This window comes from Streptomyces sp. NPDC047315, assembly GCF_040643215.1.
In the GTDB taxonomy this organism is placed as follows: domain Bacteria; phylum Actinomycetota; class Actinomycetes; order Streptomycetales; family Streptomycetaceae; genus Streptomyces.
The window spans coordinates 113,842-129,667 of the sequence record NZ_JBEYTZ010000018.1; the positions used below are offsets into that span (position 1 = coordinate 113,842).

Consider the following 15,826-nt stretch of genomic DNA (forward strand, 5'->3'; position numbering starts at 1 on the left):
GACCGCGGCCCGCCCGGCGGGCACCGCTAAGGAAGTGGAAACCATGGCCCCAGCAGCCATGAACGTCGCCCCGTCCCTCGCCGACGCCCGGCCCGTCTCCTTCTGGCTGGACGACCCGGCCCGGCCCGTCGCCCTCCCGGCGCTGACCGGGGACGAACACTGCGACCTGCTGGTGGTGGGCGGCGGCTACAGCGGGCTGTGGACCGCGCTGCTGGCCAAGGAGCGCGACCCCGAGTGGGACGTGGTGCTGATCGAGGGCCAGGAGGTGGGCTGGGCGGCCTCGGGGCGCAACGGCGGGTTCTGCGCCGCCTCCCTCACCCACGGCCTCGGCAACGGCGTCGCCCGCTGGCCCGAGGAGATCACCACCCTGGAGGAGCTCGGCGCACGCAACCTCGACGCCATCGAGGAGACGGTCGAGAAGTACGCCGTCGACTGCGACTTCGAGCGCACCGGAGCCATCGACGTCGCCACCGAGCCGTACCAGGTCGCCGGGCTCGCGGAGGAGTACGAGCAGGCCCGCGAGCTGGGGCTGGACGGGCTCGAACTCCTCGACCGGGACGCCATGCGCGCCGAGGTGGACTCGCCGCTCTTCCTCGGCGGCCTGTGGGACCGGCGCGGCACCGCCATGCTGCACCCCGCCAAGCTGGCGTGGGGCCTCAAGCGGGCCTGCGTCGACGCCGGCGTACGGATCTACGAGAACACCGCCGGCCTCGAACTCGCCCCCGCCCGCCCCGGCCCCCGCATGGCCGTCCGCACCTCCTACGGCCGGATCTTCGCCCGCCGCGTGGCGCTCGGCACCAACGTCTTCCCGTCCCTGGTCAAGCGGGTGCGCCCGTACACCGTCCCGGTGTACGACTACGCCCTGACGACCGAGCCGCTGACCGACGAACAGCTCGCCTCCGTCGGCTGGCGCGGCCGGCAGGGGCTCGGCGACGTCGCCAACCAGTTCCACTACTTCCGGATCACCGCCGACCGGCGCATCCTGTGGGGCGGCTACGACGCGATCTACCCCTTCGGCGGCCGGGTGAGCGCCGAGATGGACCACCGGCCCGAGACGTACCTCAAACTGGCCGGCCACTTCTTCCGGTACTTCCCGCAGCTGGAAGGGGTGCGCTTCAGCCACGCCTGGGGCGGGGCCATCGACACCTGCTCCCGCTTCTCCGCCTTCTTCGGCACCGCGCACGAGGACCGGGTGGCGTACGCGGCGGGCTACACCGGCCTCGGGGTGGGCGCCACCCGGTTCGGCGCCGAGGTGATGCTCGACCTGCTGGCCGGGCGGCGCACCGAGCGCACGGAGTTGGAGATGGTGCGCAGCAAGCCGCTGCCGTTCCCGCCCGAGCCGATCGCCTGGGCCGGCATCGGGCTCACCAAGTGGTCGCTCGCGCGGGCCGACGCCGACGGCGGTCGGCGCAACCTCTGGCTGCGCACGATGGACCGGCTCGGCCTCGGATTCGACAGCTGAGACTCCGAGGGGGCTTCTGACGGATCAGCGGCCCCCTCGAAACGACACCGCCAGCGCCCCCTCGAAACGACACCGCCAGCGGCCGGCAGCCGCCGGCGATCTTGCGTGACGCAGTTCACTACCGATTGGTAGCCAAACCCGCGTCATAGTTGGCCACCTGCGCCCTCTCCCTTGTGACGGCACGTCGCGTGCACGAGAGGGAGACAGCGAAATGACAGGCTCGACAGCGAAGACCGCGGTGGAGTGGCTGGTGTCGGTGGCGCCGGACCCCGACGCCACCCGCTGGGAGTGGGAGCGCAACCCCCTGGGGGTCGCCCTGCTGCCGGCGGGCCGGCGCTGGGACGTACTGATCGTCCCCGGCGACCTCGGTTACCCCACGCTCGACGTACTGCACCGGCTCGTCGACCGGCCCGGCCCCGTCCTCACCGACTTCGGCGACGCCCGGATGGGCTTCTTCGTGCCCCCGGGCACGGCTGCGCGCTGGGTCGGCACCGGGGTCCGCAGCGCCGGCCGGGGGACCTGGATCGTCGTCCCGTACCCCGGTCGGGCCGGTGGCGGCGGGATCCGCTGGCTCGTCGCCCCCGACGGCTCGGGGACCCTGTCCGACCCGGCGCTCCTCGAACTGGCGATGCACGAGGCAGCCGCGGGGCTGGCGCGCCGTCAGGGGCCTGCGGCAGGAGGGAACGGGGCGGGGTGACGGCGAGACCCGGCGGGGGGGAGGGGGCGGGCGTCGCGGTCGGCACGTGCCACAGGTCTTGACAACCCTATTGGTCTGGACCAAATTGTGCCTCCCCCGCTCCGCTTCCATCCCCCCACCTCTTGGAGGCAGTTGTGGTACGCACCAGAACGCGCCGCACCAGAGAACGCCTCACCACCCTGCTCGCCGTCACCGCGGCGAGCGCACTCACCCTGGCCGGCCTCGTCGCCACCGCCACCACCGCCCGGGCGGCCGACGCCGAACTGGCCGTCAACGGCGGCTTCGAGGCCGGCCTCACCGGCTGGACCTGTTCGGGCGGGAGCGGCGCCGCCGTCAGCTCCCCGGTCCGCACCGGCGCCTCCGCGCTCAAGGCCACCCCCAGCGGCGGCGACAACGCCCGGTGCAGCCAGACCGTCACCGTCCAGCCCAACTCCGCGTACACGCTCAGCGGTTGGGTCCAGGGCGGTTACGCCTACCTCGGCGTCACCGGCACCGGCACCACCGACGTCGCCACCTGGACCCCCTCGGCGCCCAGCTACCAGAAGCTGAGCACCACCTTCCGCACCGGCGCGAGCACCACGTCGGTCACCCTCTACACCCACGGCTGGTACGGCACTCCGGCCTACCACGCCGACGACATCTCCCTGTTCGGGCCGGGCGGCGGCCCCGTCACGATCCCGGCCGCCCCCACCGGCCTCGCCGCGGGCTCGCCCGGCTCCACGTCCGTACCGTTGAACTGGAGCGCCGTGCCCGGCGCGACCGACTACCACGTCTACCGGGGCGCCGACCGGGTCCTGTCGACCACCGGCACCTCCGCGACCGTGACCGGCCTCGCGCCCTCGACCCCGTACTCCTTCCAGGTCACCGCCAGCAACAGCGCCGGCGAGTCACCCAAGTCGGCTGCGGTCTCGGCCACCACGACCAGCGGCGGAGGCGGTGACGGCGGACTGCCGCCGCACGCCCTCGTCGGCTATCTGCACACCAGCTTCGCCAACGGCTCCGGCTACACCCGCCTCGCCGACGTCCCCGACTCCTGGGACGTGATCAACCTGGCCTTCGGCGAACCGACCTCCGTCACCTCCGGCGACATCCGCTTCAGCCTCTGCCCGGTGACCGAGTGCCCGAACGTGGAGTCCGTCACCGACTTCAAGACGGCGATCAAGGCGAAGCAGGCCGCCGGCAAGAAGGTGCTGATCTCCATCGGCGGCCAGAACGGGCAGGTCCAACTCGCCTCCACGGGCGCGCGGGACGCCTTCGTCGCCTCCGTGTCGCGGATCATCGACGAGTACGGGCTCGACGGCCTCGACATCGACTTCGAGGGGCACTCGCTCTCCCTGAACACCGGTGACACCGACTTCCGGTCCCCGACCACCCCGGTGATCGTCAACCTGATCTCGGCGGTCAAGACCCTCAAGGCGAAGTACGGCGCGAAGTTCGTGCTCACGATGGCGCCGGAGACGTTCTTCGTCCAGCTCGGCTACCAGTTCTACGGATCGGGGCCCTGGGGCGGCCAGGACCCGCGCGCCGGCTCGTACCTGCCGGTCATCCACGCCCTGCGGGACGACCTGACCCTGCTCCACGTCCAGCACTACAACTCCGGCCCGATCATGGGCCTGGACAACCAGTACCACACCATGGGGAACGCGGACTTCCACATCTCCATGGCGGACATGATGCTCACCGGCTTCCCGGTGGCCGGCAACACCGCGCGGATGTTCCCGCCGCTGCGGCCCGAGCAGGTCGCCATCGGCATGCCGGCCTCCACGCAGGCCGGCAACGGCCACACGTCGCCGGCCGAGGTCACCAAGACGCTCGACTGCCTGACGAAGAAGGTCAACTGCGGTTCGTACCAGACCCACGGCACCTGGCCCGCGTTGCGCGGGCTGATGTCCTGGTCGATCAACTGGGACCGCTTCAACCAGTTCGAGTTCTCCCGGAACTTCGACGCCTACCGCTGGAGCTGACGGCGGGACCGGCCACCGAAAGGACCAGGAGCAGCGCACCGCACAGCAGCCAGCTGCCGAGCACGTCCAGCGGCCAGTGGTAGCCGCGCAGCACCAGACCGATGCCCGTCGCCAGGGTCAGGACCAGGGCGGCGGGCATCGCCCAGCGGACCCGCCCCAGCAGCAGGGCGGCGCCGCCGTAGGCGACGAGCGCGGTCGCCGCGTGGCCCGACGGGAAGTAGCCGGTCGCCTCCGTGAGCGGCCCCGGCCGGTCGGTGAGCGCTTTGAGGGGCACCACCAGCGCCGGTACGGCCGCCATCGCGAGCACCGCGCACAGGGCGTCCGCGCGGCGCGCCCGGCCGCCCCGCCACAGCACGTACGCCACCGCCGCGGCCAGCACCGGCAGGGCCACGGCCAGATTGCCCAGGTCGGCCAGGAACTCGGTGAGCGGACGCGGCCCGCGGCCCACGATCGCCGACTCCACGCGCTCGTCCAGCGACCGAAGTGGTCCGTCGACGACGACCTGCCAGGTCAGCACCGCGAAGAGGAGGAGAAGGCCCAGGGCCGCGAACAATCGGGCGCGGAGGCCGAAAACGGCGAGTGCCGGCTGCCTCGGAACAGGGGGGACAGTTCCGAAACAGCCGGCCGGATCGGACCACCGCGCGCCCCGGGGGGTTTGGGGCGAGCGGCCATCCGATCTGTGAGGAGTTCCGGAGCCCGAAGCTCCGGTGCTGTGCGCAAGGGCACGACCAAGGCAGGGCTGGGGAGGCTCTGACTTGGGGTCGCCCGCAGAGTCCTGCGGGCGGGGTGTTTCTCTCATCTGCGAAAACCGTACGGCAGGGGCCGGGGCGGCGGACAGTCGGACCGCCATCCCGCCACGACTTCTTCACAGGCCCCGCCGGTTGGACAAACGGCCCCCGCGAACGGATGCGCGGAGGCCGTTTTCAGCCGGTGGAAGGGCCCCGGGCGAGCGCCCGAACCGGGCCCTTGCGGCCCGTTCGGGCGCGGTTCGGCTCAGATGGCGGCGAACGCCTGCTCGATGATGTCCAGGCCCTCGTTCAGCAGGTCCTCGCCGATCACCAGCGGCGGCAGGAAGCGCAGCACGTTGCCGTACGTGCCGCAGGTCAGCACCAGCAGCCCCTCGGCGTGGCACGCCTTGGCGAGCGCCGCAGCGGCGGCGGCGTCCGGCTCCTTGGTGCCGCGGTCCTTCACCAGCTCGATGGCGATCATGGCGCCCCGGCCGCGGATGTCACCGATGGAGTCGAACTTCTCCGCCATCGCCGCGAGACGGGCCTTCATGACCTCCTCGATGCGCCGGGCCTTGCCGTTGAGGTCCAGCTCCTTCATCGTCTCGATCGAGCCCAGCGCACCGGCGCAGGCGACCGGGTTGCCGCCGTAGGTGCCGCCGAGGCCGCCCGCGTGCGCGGCGTCCATGATCTCGGCGCGGCCCGTCACGGCGGCCAGCGGCAGCCCGCCCGCGATGCCCTTGGCGGTGGTGATCAGGTCCGGGACGATGCCCTCGTCCTCACAGGCGAACCACTGGCCGGTGCGGCAGAAGCCGGACTGGATCTCGTCCGCGACGAAGACGATGCCGTTGTCCTTGGCGAACTGCGCGATGGCCGGCAGGAAGCCCTTCGCGGGCTCGATGAAGCCGCCCTCGCCGAGCACCGGCTCGATGATGATCGCGGCGACGTTCTCGGCCCCGATCTGCTTGGTGATCTGGTCGATGGCCTGCGCGGACGCCTCGGCGCCGGCGTTCTCGGCCCCGGTCGGCCAGCGGTAGCCGTACGCCACCGGCACCCGGTAGACCTCGGGCGCGAACGGTCCGAAGCCCTGCTTGTACGGCATGTTCTTCGCCGTCAGCGCCATCGTGAGGTTGGTGCGGCCGTGGTAGCCGTGGTCGAAGACCACGACCGCCTGCCGCTTGGTGTAGGCGCGGGCGATCTTCACGGCGTTCTCGACGGCCTCGGCGCCCGAGTTGAACAGCGCCGACTTCTTGGCGTGGTCACCCGGGGTGAGCTCGGAGAGCGCCTCGGCGACCGCCACGTACCCCTCGTAGGGCGTGACCATGAAGCAGGTGTGGGTGAAGTCGGCGAGCTGCGCCGACGCCCGGCGCACCACGGCCTCGGCGCTGGCGCCGACGCTGGTCACGGCGATGCCGGAGCCGAAGTCGATCAGACGGTTCCCGTCGACGTCCTCGATGATGCCGCCGCCGGCGCGCGCGGTGAAGACGGGCAGCACGGAGCCCACGCCCGCGGCGACCGCGGCCGAGCGGCGGGCCTGGAGCTCCACCGACTTCGGTCCGGGGATGGCGGTGACGATGCGGCGCTCCTGCGGGATCGCGGTCATGGGGACTCCTGGGGGACGGGTTCGGACGGTTCCTCATCGGCAGGTTAGGCGCGGCACCGGGGCGCGGGCATGCGCCGATCGGGAGTGTTGGGGGCCGGCTCCTTGTCCGCGCCGGACATAGGCCGTACGGACGCACTAGATTGACGGTGCACAAGAGGCGGGCCTGGCTGGTCAGGGGGCAGCGGTTCAGATGGAGAAGGATTCCGCGGGTACGTTCGACGCTTTCGGCGCGGGCGGTGCGCACCCCGCACCACCGGTGCCGTCGCCGCCGCCCCCGCCGCAGCGCCCGCCGGCCGCAGCGCCGCCCCCTCCGCAGACGCCGCCCGGGGTCCCGGCGGCGGCCGTGCCCCGGCCCGCGGGCGAGTGGACCGACGCGGCTGCGGCGCACCCCGCCGTACCGGCCGTGCCCGGACACGCGCCGGTGACCCGCCCCGCTGTCGTCGACTGGCTGCGCACCCCGCGCCCGCCCGCCGACCCGGGCGTGTGGCGCCTCGGCCACGTGCCCCGCCCCGACGAGGAGCCGGACCTGGTCCCCGGCCGCCAACTGTTCAGCGGCGCGCTGATCGCGTTCCTCGCGGGCTGGCTGCTGTGGTCCCTGCTCTGGAACGGGTACCTGGAGGGGTGGTGGATCTTCATCGACAACTGGTGGCTGCTGCCGATGGAGTGGCTCGTCCCCGACTCCTGGAAGACCCCGGCGCACCCCAGGTTCGAACTCTTCGTGGCCGTGACGTACCTGTACTACGGCGTGGTCATCGGCCTCATCTCCGTCGGCATGGGACGGGTGGGCAACTGGTCCGAGGTGTGGCAGCGCTTCGGCGTCCCGCTGTGGCCGCTGTTCGTCGTCGTACCGAGCGTCTGGCGCGACATGCCGCGCGCCACCACCTGGCTGACCTGGGCGTCGAACCTCTACTACGTCCTGCTGGTGGCCTCCGTCGTCGCCGCGGTCGGCTGCGCCGGGAAGTGGCCCGCGGTCCGGCGCCGGCTCCCGGGCAACTCCGCCGAACCCGTCGCCCCCGAGGCCGGTACCACCGACCCCGCCACCTGGCCCGAACTGCGCGGCGCCGGACTCGGCGATGCCGCCGACCGGCTGACCGAGGCGGCCCGCAGCGGGGCGCTCGGGGACGTGGACTACGCCCGCATCCGACGGGCCTGGCAGGGCGTCGGCGCCCGCCCGGACCGGCTGGCCGCGTTCACCGAGACCGTACGCGCGCACGGCGCCGCCGCCTGTGCGCACCCCTCAGGCGTGCGGGACCTCCCGGTGCGCAGCGCCATCCACGACCTGGCCACGGGGCAGGTGCGGATCGGGACGGCCGTCGACAGCGCGCGCAACCCGTACCCCCGCCGCACCACCGGCGTCGCGCTCGACCCGGCCCTGCTCGGCACGTCCCTGCTCGCCGTCGGCCCCTCCGGCTCGGGCAAGAGCGTGCGCCTGGTGCGGCCCGTCGTGGAGTCGCTGTGCCTGCTCGCGCTGGCGGGCCGCAGCGCCGTCGTCGCGGTCACCGCGCACGGCTCCGGAATCGCGCCCGACGACGCCTTCGACCTGGTCATCGGAGTGGGACGGCCCGAGGCCAGCCACGACCTGGACCTGTACGGCGGGGCCGAGGACCCCGACGAAGCCGCCCGAAGCCTCGCCGAGGCGCTGGTCGGCGATCTCGCGGTGACCCTCCCCGGCGGCGACAGCCGACGCGCCGCGACCGCCCTCGCCCAGCTCATCGGCCCGTTCCGGTGCGTACACGGCCGCTTCCCGGCCGTCCCAGAGCTGCGCGAGCTGCTCGGCGGCACCCCGGCCGCGCTCGACGGGCTGCGCACGGCGCTCCAGGCGCAGGGCGGGCCCGCGGCAGCCGCACAGCTGCGGGAGCTGGACGCCCGGGAGCGGCAGTCGACGCGCGCGGACGACGTCGGCGTGCTGCTGGCGGAGCGGGTGGCCTTCTTGGACCGCCCCGCCTTCACGGACTTCTTCCGCACCGACGGCGGCGGCCGGCAGTTCTCGCTGCGCGCCATCGAGCACCCGCTGCGGGTCCGCATCGACCTGCCGGAGCGCGGGCACGCCGAGGCGTCGCGGATCGTGGCCCGGCTGGTGCTCGCCCAGTTCACGGAGGCGGCCCTGGCCCGTACCGACCGCTCCCTGTTCGCCGCGCTCGTCCTCGACGACGCCGCGTACACCGTGACCGGCGACTCGGTCCGCGCCGTCCAGCGGCTGCGCTCCGCCAACGCGGGCGTCGTGCTCGCGCTGCGCACCCTGGAGGACGTGCCGGAGCCGCTGCGCGGGCCGCTGCTGGGCGCGGTGGGCTGCCGGATGGCGTTCTCCGGGCTCGCGCCGTGGGACGGCAACCGCTTCGCGGAGACCTGGGGCACCGAGTGGGTGCAGACCCGTGACGTCACCAACCGCCAGATCATCTCGGACGAGCCGCTGACCAAGGCGCTGCACATGATGCGCCGGCTGGTCACCGGGCGGGCGACCACCGCCGAGGCGGTCACCGTGCGGGAGGTCGAGCGGGCCCGCTGGTCGGCGTCCGACCTGGCGCACCAGGTGCCGGCGGGGCACGCGGTGCTGTCCCTGACGACCGTGCGCGGGGAGCACGCGCCGCCGGTCCTGGTCGACCTGCGAACCTGACGGGGGCGGGGCTGGGCCGCACGGCGCGGCTCCAGCCGGCCGGGACTGCTACGGGCTGGCAGAATCGAGCCAGGCCGTTCATACGGGACGGCGCATTCCCAGCCGCGCCGTCCGGTCTCCGGTGCACCGTCCGAAGGGCCTACGGTCCATGCCCCCCACCCTCGCCAGCCTCGCCCAGCACTCCGCGCTCAAGCTCACGGTGCGCACCGGCGAGGACCGGCTGGAGCGACCGGTGCGCTGGGCGCACGTCAGCGAACTGGCCGACCCCGTCCCGTACCTGGAGGGCGGCGAACTGCTCCTCGTCACCGCCATCACCCTCCCCGTCGACGACCCGGAGGCCATGCGCCGCTACGTGCGCCGCCTGAGCGGCGCGGGCGTCGTCGGGCTCGGCTTCGGCGTCGGCGTGCACCACGAGGACGTGCCCGAAGCGCTGCTCCAGGCGGCCCGCGAGGCGGACTTCCCGCTGCTGGCCGTGCCCCGCCGCACCCCCTTCCTCGCCATCAGCAAGGCGGTGTCGGCGGCGATCGCGGCCGATCAGTACCGGGCCGTGACCGCCGGCTTCGAGGCCCAGCGCGAGCTGACGCGCGCCGCGCTCGCCGAAGGTCCTGGCGCGGTGGTGGCCAGGCTCGCCGGCTACGTCGACGGCTGGGCCGCGCTGTACGACGCGTCCGGCGCGGTCGTCACCGCCTCTCCCGAGTGGGCCGCGCGCCGGGCGGCCAAGCTCGCCGCCGAGGTGGAGCGGATGCGCGAGCGCGCCGCGCCCGCCGGCGCCGTCGTCGCGGACACCGGCACCGGGGACGACCGGGTCGAGATCCAGTCGCTCGGCACCGGGCGCAGGGTCGGGGGAGCGCTCGCGGTGGGCACCGGAGCGCCGCTGGGCACCGCCGAGCGGTACGCGGTGCACTCCGCCGTCGCCCTGCTGACCCTGGCGACCGAGCGCACCCGCTCGCTCCAGCGGGCCGAACGGCGGCTCGGCGCCGCGGTGTTGCGGATGCTGCTCGCAGGCGCGCCCGAGCATGCGCGCGCGGTCGCCGGCGAGCTGTACGGGACGCTGCTCGACGCCCCCTTCCGGCTGCTGGTCGTCGAGCCGGTCGGCGGGCGGGGCGAGGCCGTCGGCGAACTCGTCGAGACGCTGGAGGCGGCGGCGTCCCGGGCCGGTGAGCCCGTGCTGGTCGTGGTGGACGCACCGGAGGACGCCGACGGGGTGGACGGCGCCGAGGGCGACGGTCGACTCGTGGTCCTCGCCGTCGACGGGGGAGCGGTGCTGGCCGCCGCCCTCGCCGCGTACACCGGTCGGGACGCCGAAGACGCCGCGCTCTACATGGGGGTGTCCGCCGTCGCGGGCCCGGCGCAGGCGGCCGGCGCCCAGCAACAGGCCGAGCAGGCGCTGTCGGTGGCCAGGCGCCGCGGCCGAGCGCTCGTCGAGCATGGGGAACTGGCCGCGGACTCCGTCCTTCCGCTGCTCGCGGACGACGCGGTGCGCGCCTTCGCGGACGGGCTGCTGCGTCCGCTGTACGAGCACGACGCAACGGGCCGCGGCGACCTCGTGGCCTCCCTGCGCGCCTGGCTGTCACGGCACGGCCAGTGGGACGCCGCCGCCGCCGACCTCGGGGTGCACCGGCACACGCTGCGCTACCGGATGCGGCGCGTGGAGGAGATCCTGGGGCGCTCGCTGGACGACCCGGACGTCCGCATGGAGCTGTGGTTGGCGCTGAAGACGACGGCGGGCCCCGCCGCCGGCTGACCCGCCCCGCCCAGCCCTGCCTTCTCCTGCTCCCGACGACTGACGACTGACGACTGACGACTGGCGGCCGACGGCCGACGTACCAGGCATGCCGGCGTATCGGCGTATCGGCATACCGACGTTCCACGAACACGACGACCGGAAACCGCCAGCCGTGCCCGGAGTCGGGCAAATATCTTGGCAGCCGAGCGTGTCAGTACCTAAAGTCTCGTCGTTGCTGACGTCCGGCTTCGTCCGGGTGAATCGAGAAGGACCCGATGACCCGTCCCGCTCCCTCTGTCACGGGCGCACCGCAGGCCCCCGCCGCCGTTCCCGGCGCCACCCCCACCCGCAAGATCACCGGCACCGTCTGGGCCGCGCTCGCCATCGTGTACGTCGTCTGGGGCTCCACCTACCTCGGCATCGCGATCACCGTCGAGACGATGCCGCCCTTCCTCTCCGCCGGCGCCCGCTTCGCCTTCGCCGGCCTGCTGCTCGCGGCCATCGTCGCCTGGCGCCAGGGCCCGGCCGCCCTCAGGGTGAACCGGGCGCAACTCGCCTCCGCCGCCGCCGTCGGACTGCTGCTCCTGCTCGGCGGCAACAGCCTCGTCGTCCTTGCCGAGACCGCCATCCCCTCCGGCCTCGCCGCCCTCCTCGTCGCCATCGTGCCCGCCTGGGTCGTCGTGCTGCGCCGGGCCACCGGCGAGCGCCCGGGCCTCAGCGCGTACACCGGCGTCGCCATCGGCCTCGCCGGCCTCGCGGTCCTCACCCTCCCCGGCCTCAGCGGCGACGTCCGCCTCTGGGGCGTCCTCATCGTCATCGCCGCCACCGTCAGCTGGTCGGTGGGCTCCTTCATCTCCTCCCGCATACCCATGCCGGCGAACCCGTTCGCCGCCAGCGCATACGAGATGGTCGCCGGCGGCATCGGCTGCGCCCTGGTCGGCCTCGGTCGCGGCGAACACCTCGACTTCGCCGTCTCCGACGTCTCCCCCCGCTCCTGGATCGCCCTCGCGTACCTGATCGTCTTCGGCTCCCTCGTCGCCTTCACCGCGTACGCCTGGCTGCTGCACTCCGCGCCCCTGTCGCTCGTCGCGACCTACGCGTACGTCAACCCGGTCGTCGCCGTCCTCCTCGGCGCCGTCGTCCTGAGCGAGCCGGTGACCTGGCCGATCGTGCTGGGCGGCGGGATCGTGGTCGCCGCGGTCTGTCTGATCGTGAGCACCGAACGCCGCGGCTGAGCCCCCGGCCGGCGCCGCCACCGGCCCGCGTCGGGCGCCTCACCCGCCAAAGCGTCGCGTACCGCGCACCGATCACTCCACCTCGGACAAACCCCCTACGCTCCCCGCACACCTAACGTGGGAGCACGCACGCGCCACCTCTACCTCGGAAGGGTCGGGACATGACTTCCACCCACGCCTTCTGGCTCGCCGGCCGCCAGGCCACCGGCGAGACCACGTTCGACGTCACCAACTCGTGGGACGGACGCCTCGTCGGCACCGTCTCGGTGCCCACCGAGGCGCAGGTCGAGGAGGCCGTGGCCGCCGCGCACGCGGTACGGGACGAGTTCGCCGCCACCCCGGCGCACGTCCGCGCCGCCGCGCTCGACCACGTCTCGCGCCGGCTCGCCGAGCGCACCGAGGAGATCGCGGCGCTGATCTCCGCGGAGAACGGCAAGCCGATCAAGTGGGCCCGCGGCGAAGTCGGCCGGGCCGTCTCCGTGTTCCGCTTCGCGGCCGAGGAGGCCCGGCGCTACAACGGCGGCGACGCCCAGCGCCTGGACACCGACGCCGGCGGCGTCGGCCGCCTCGCGCTGACCCGCCGCGTCCCGCGCGGCGTCGTCCTCGGCATCGCGCCCTTCAACTTCCCGCTGAACCTCAGCGCGCACAAGGTCGCCCCGGCCATCGCCGTCGGCGCGCCGATCATCCTCAAGCCCGCCCCGGCCACCCCGCTGTCCTCCCTGGTCCTCGGCGAGCTGCTGGCCGAGACGGACCTGCCGGCCGGCTCCTGGTCCGTGCTGACGGTGCCCAACGAGCGCATGCCCGCCCTCGTCCAGGACGAGCGGCTGCCCGTGATCTCCTTCACCGGCTCCGGCCCGGTCGGCTACGCGATCATGGATTCGGTGCCGCGCAAGCACACCACCCTGGAGCTCGGCGGCAACGGCGCCGCCGTCGTCCTCGGCGACTGGTCCAGCGAGGCCGACCTGGACTGGGCGGCGAGCCGGATGGCCACCTTCTCCAACTACCAGGGCGGCCAGTCCTGCATCTCCGTCCAGCGGGTGATCGCGGACGCCGCCGTGTACGACCGGCTCCTGCCCAAGCTCGTCGCGGCGGTCGAGGCGCAGGTCACCGGCGACCCCTCCGACGAGACCACCGACGTCGGCCCGCTGGTCAGCGAGGACGCCGCCCGGCGCGTCGAGTCCTGGGTGGACGAGGCCGTCACCGCCGGCGCCACGCTGCTCACCGGCGGCAAGCGGGACGGCGCCAGCTACGCGCCGACCGTCCTCGCCGACGTCCCCGCGGACGTCACCATCGCCAGCGAGGAGGTCTTCGGACCCGTCCTGACCGTCACCAAGGTGGACGGCGAGGCCGCCGCCTTCGCCGCGGTCAACGACTCCAAGTACGGCCTCCAGGCCGGCGTCTTCACCCACGACGTCCAGACCGCCTTCCGCGCCCACCGCGCCCTGGAGGTGGGCGGCGTGATCATCGGCGACGTACCCTCGTACCGCGCCGACCAGATGCCGTACGGCGGGGCCAAGCAGTCCGGCGTCGGACGCGAGGGCGTCGCCTACGCGATGGACGACTACACCTACGAGCGCGTGCTGGTCCTCACCGGTCTCGCCCTCTGACCTTTTGCCCCCGGTCCTCACCGGACCAGACGGCCGGAGCCCTACTGTGCGGGGGCTCCGGCCGTCGCCGTTCCCGCATCCCGACGGCCCCGACGCGTCCCTCCACCGGCGCCGGAGAGCTGGTGCAGCCGCCTACCATCGGGTAGTACCAATGAGGAGAACCGGTCGGTAGCCACACCCCCCCCGGCCGCCCCAAACGCCCGCTCAACCGAACCGCGGCGAGGTGGACCTCATGACCGCACCACTGGAGAAGGACCGACCCCCCAAGGTCACCGAGCGCGAGGCCCGGCAGGTCGCCGAGGCCGCTCGGGAACAGGACTGGCGCAAGCCGAGCTTCGCCAAGGAACTCTTCCTCGGCCGCTTCCGGCTCGACCTGATCCACCCCCACCCCCTGCCGTCGGGCGAGGACGTCCGGCGCGGCGAGGAGTTCCTCTCCCGGCTCCGCACGTTCTGCGAGAACGACGTCGACGGCGCCCTGATCGAGCGCGAGGCCCGCATCCCCGACGAGGTCATCCGCGGCCTCAAGGAACTCGGCGCGCTCGGCATGAAGATCGACCCCAAGTACGGCGGGCTCGGCCTCACCCAGGTCTACTACAACAAGGCCCTGATGCTGATCGGCTCCGTCAGCCCGGCGATCGGGGCGCTGCTCTCGGCGCACCAGTCCATCGGCGTGCCGCAGCCGCTGAAGCTCTTCGGCACCCAGGAGCAGAAGGACGCCTTCCTGCCGCGGCTCGCCCGCACCGACGTCTCCGCGTTCTTGCTGACCGAACCGGACGTCGGCTCGGACCCGGCGCGGCTGGCCACCACCGCCGTGCCCGACGGGGACGACTACGTCATCGACGGCGTCAAGCTGTGGACGACCAACGGCGTCGTCGCCGACCTGCTCGTCGTGATGGCCCGCGTGCCCGCGTCCGAAGGGCACAAGGGCGGCATCACCGCCTTCGTCGTCGAGGCCGACAGCGAGGGCGTCACCGTCGAGCACCGCAACGCCTTCATGGGCCTGCGCGGGCTGGAGAACGGCGTCACCCGCTTCCACCGCGTCCGGGTCCCCGCCGCGCACCGCATCGGCCCCGAAGGCGCCGGCCTCAAGATCGCGCTCACCACGCTGAACACGGGCCGGCTCTCGCTGCCCGCGATGTGCGTCGGCGCCGGCAAGTGGAGCCTGAAGATCGCCCGCGAGTGGTCCGCCGTGCGCGAGCAGTGGGGCCGGCCGGTCGCCCGCCACGAGGCCGTCGGCGCGAAGATCTCCTTCATCGCCGCCACCACCTTCGCCCTGGAGGCCGTGGTCGACCTCGCCTCCCAGATGGCCGACGAGGACCGCAACGACATCCGCATCGAAGCGGCGCTCGCCAAGTTGTACGGCTCCGAAATGGCCTGGCTGATGGCCGACGAACTCGTCCAGATCCGCGGCGGACGCGGCTACGAGACGGCCGCTTCCCTCGCCGACCGCGGCGAACGGGCCGTCGCCGCCGAACAGCTGCTCCGCGACCTGCGCATCAACCGGATCTTCGAGGGCTCCACCGAGATCATGCACCTGCTGATCGCCCGGGAGGCCGTCGACGCCCACCTCAAGGTCGCCGGCGATCTGATCGACCCGGACAAGTCCCTGGGCGACAAGGCGAAGGCGGGCGCCCAGGCCGGCGCGTTCTACGCGCGCTGGCTGCCGAAGCTGGTCGCCGGGCCCGGCCGGCTCCCCACCTCGTACCAGGAGTTCCACCCCACCGGCCACGCCGACCTCGCCACCCACCTGCGGTACGTGGAGCGCGCCTCCCGCCGGCTCGCCCGCGCCACCTTCCTCGGCATGGCGCGCTGGCAGGGCCGGATGGAGACGAAGCAGGGCTTCCTGGGCCGGATCGTGGACATCGGCGCCGAGCTGTTCGCGATGAGCGCCGCCTGCGTCCGGGCGGAGCTGCTGCGCGCCGGTGACGGCCACGGCCGGGAGGCTTACCAACTCGCGGACGCCTTCTGCCGGCAGTCCAGGATCCGGGTGGAAGAGCTCTTCGACCGGCTCTGGCGCAACACCGACGACCTCGACCGCAAGGTGGTCGCCAAGGTGCTCTCCGGCGCGTACGCCTGGCTGGAGGAGGGCGTCGTCGACCCCAGCGGCGACGCGCCCTGGATCGCGGACGCCGCTCCCGGCCCCTCGGAGCGGGAGAACGTCCACCGGCAGATCCGCTGAGCGCCGAACGGCCG

10 protein-coding genes are annotated in these 15,826 nt (G+C 73.4%); 8 read left to right on the forward strand and 2 right to left on the reverse strand.

The annotated features are described in order from the left end of the window. Nucleotides 1–43 precede the first annotated feature (43 nt). The 3 genes from ABZ842_RS21730 (at nt 44) to ABZ842_RS21740 (ending at nt 4,123) form a co-directional block, all read left to right on the forward strand. Nucleotides 44–1,462, forward strand: a complete 1,419-nt coding sequence (locus tag ABZ842_RS21730) for an FAD-binding oxidoreductase (RefSeq protein ID WP_361538832.1) — start codon at nt 44–46, stop codon at nt 1,460–1,462. Nucleotides 1,463–1,673: 211 nt separating this feature from the next. Continuing rightward, the gene (locus ABZ842_RS21735) at nt 1,674–2,159 is read left to right on the forward strand and encodes a hypothetical protein (RefSeq protein WP_361538835.1); all 486 of its coding nucleotides are present in this window, start codon (nt 1,674–1,676) and stop codon (nt 2,157–2,159) included. 134 nt (nt 2,160–2,293) lie between these two features. Then, on the forward strand, nt 2,294–4,123 hold the full coding sequence (locus tag ABZ842_RS21740; RefSeq protein WP_361538838.1) for a glycoside hydrolase family 18 protein: 1,830 nt from the start codon (nt 2,294–2,296) through the stop codon (nt 4,121–4,123). Here ABZ842_RS21740 and ABZ842_RS21745 read toward each other — a convergent pair. Both ABZ842_RS21745 and gabT read right to left on the reverse strand, forming a co-directional pair. Further along, on the reverse strand, nt 4,074–4,922 hold the full coding sequence (locus tag ABZ842_RS21745) for a phosphatase PAP2 family protein (RefSeq protein ID WP_361538841.1): 849 nt from the start codon (nt 4,920–4,922) through the stop codon (nt 4,074–4,076). The two genes, ABZ842_RS21740 and ABZ842_RS21745, sit on opposite strands and share 50 nt — an antisense overlap. Before the next feature lie 194 nt (nt 4,923–5,116). Beyond that, nucleotides 5,117–6,451, reverse strand: a complete 1,335-nt coding sequence (gene gabT / locus ABZ842_RS21750; protein ID WP_361538844.1) for a 4-aminobutyrate--2-oxoglutarate transaminase — start codon at nt 6,449–6,451, stop codon at nt 5,117–5,119. 190 nt (nt 6,452–6,641) lie between these two features. Between gabT and ABZ842_RS21755 the strand changes: the two genes are divergently transcribed. The 5 genes from ABZ842_RS21755 (at nt 6,642) to ABZ842_RS21775 (ending at nt 15,812) form a co-directional block, all read left to right on the forward strand. Continuing rightward, nucleotides 6,642–9,065, forward strand: coding sequence for an ATP/GTP-binding protein (locus ABZ842_RS21755; protein WP_361538846.1), 2,424 nt, complete (start codon nt 6,642–6,644; stop codon nt 9,063–9,065). A 148-nt stretch (nt 9,066–9,213) separates the two neighbouring features. Next, nucleotides 9,214–10,809, forward strand: coding sequence for a PucR family transcriptional regulator (locus ABZ842_RS21760; protein ID WP_361538848.1), 1,596 nt, complete (start codon nt 9,214–9,216; stop codon nt 10,807–10,809). A 257-nt stretch (nt 10,810–11,066) separates the two neighbouring features. Further along, a complete protein-coding gene (locus tag ABZ842_RS21765; protein WP_361538850.1) occupies nt 11,067–12,026 on the forward strand; it encodes an EamA family transporter in 960 nt (319 codons plus the stop codon). Between the two features lie 161 nt (nt 12,027–12,187). Further along, nucleotides 12,188–13,633 carry an aldehyde dehydrogenase family protein gene (locus tag ABZ842_RS21770; RefSeq protein ID WP_361538853.1) on the forward strand — a complete coding sequence of 482 codons (1,446 nt, stop codon included), beginning with the start codon at nt 12,188–12,190 and terminating at the stop codon, nt 13,631–13,633. Between the two features lie 232 nt (nt 13,634–13,865). Continuing rightward, on the forward strand, nt 13,866–15,812 hold the full coding sequence (locus ABZ842_RS21775) for an acyl-CoA dehydrogenase family protein (protein ID WP_361538856.1): 1,947 nt from the start codon (nt 13,866–13,868) through the stop codon (nt 15,810–15,812). The last annotated feature ends 14 nt before the right edge of the window (nt 15,813–15,826 follow it).